The 1,325-nt window shown below is 61.4% G+C and carries 1 protein-coding gene; it reads left to right on the top strand.

Going from position 1 to position 1,325, the window contains the following annotated elements; genetic code table 11:
- Positions 1-391: 391 nt before the first annotated feature.
- The coding region (locus GD1_RS23985) for an IS110 family transposase (RefSeq protein ID WP_059040032.1) at positions 392-1,325 on the top strand (934 nt) is incomplete at its 3' end.

Below are 1,325 nucleotides of genomic sequence, written 5' to 3'. Positions count from 1 at the left end.
CGGCCGAACTCGCCGACGTGACCACTTCTGAGGTGGTCACCACCCGACGTAGGCTGCAGAGATTTCGACTCGGGTCCTCGCTACGCTCGGTCCCGGCTAATGGGAATTGCTGAGGTTGACGACGAAAGTTGGCACACTCAGTGTTTGGTAGCCGCTGATCGGGTGAGCATTCGTCCCGGCCGGGCCTTTGATGAGCCCTTGGTTGAGAACATGCCCCCGATTGGTAGCGCCAACGGAGTGTGATCGCTGATGGGATGTCGCGCCGGCCCTTTTTCGCCGCAGTGAAAAGGGGCATGAGTTCTCCTCCATTAGCCCGCGATTTCCTCCACCGGCCCGGCTGCCACCCTGACACGCCGTGTTGGGGAAACAACCGGGAAAGGAGGAATCGCGAATGCTGTTCGTCGGAGATGACTGGGCCGAAGATCACCACGACCTGGCGATCCTCGACCCCGAGGGACGTCTCCTCAAGCAGGTACGGATACCCGAAGGAGTCGACGGGATCACCGCGTTCACCGAGACCGTTGCCGGGTGTATGCCCGACGACGACGGTGACCCATCCGAGGTGTTGGTGTGTATCGAGATCGACCATGGTCCATGGGTGCAGGCACTGCAGGCCGCGGGGTACCGCGTGTTCGGGGTGGACCCGAAACAGGCCAAGCGTCATCGGGAGAGCGTGTCGAGCTCGGGTGCCAAAAGTGACAAGTCCGATGCTCGGGCATTGGCCGATATGGTGCGTACCCGTCGTCTGCAGTTGCGTGAGTCCGGTGGGGATTCGGAACTGGCCGAATCGATCAAGGTGGTTGCTCGTGCCCATCAGCGGGCGGTGTGGGATCTGGCCCGGCACAGCAACAGGATGCGGGCAGTGTTGCGCCTGTATTTTCCGGTGGTGTTGACGATTGCTTCTGAGCTCGATGTGGCGTTCTCGAGTTCGGTGATCCTTGGTTTGCTCGACAAGTGTGCCGCCCGACCGGTCAAGGCTCGTAAACTCACTGGGCCACAGGTCAAATCGTTGTTGTATCGGCGGCGTGAGCAAGATCTGAAGACTGCTCGGATTCGGGAGTTGTTGCGGGAAGAGCCTTTACCTCAGTCCGAGGTGATGCTCCAGGCGTATGCCACCACGGTGCTGGCCGAAGTCGCGATCCTGCGCGCGATCGCAGGGCAGGTGACGGTCCTGGAGAAGGAACTCGCCGGCCATTTTTCCCAGCACCCGCTGGCCGAGATCTACCTCAGCCAGCCGGGTGTGGGCGTGACGATCGGTCCTCGGCTCCTCGGCGAGTTCGGTGATCTGCCCGATCGGTATCGCAGTGCCAAGGCTCGTAGGAATG

This window comes from Gordonia desulfuricans NBRC 100010 (genome assembly GCF_001485495.1).
Taxonomy (GTDB): domain Bacteria; phylum Actinomycetota; class Actinomycetes; order Mycobacteriales; family Mycobacteriaceae; genus Gordonia; species Gordonia desulfuricans.
The sequence above is the reverse complement of the archived record's forward strand: the minus strand, read 5'-3'. Positions and strand labels throughout refer to the sequence as shown.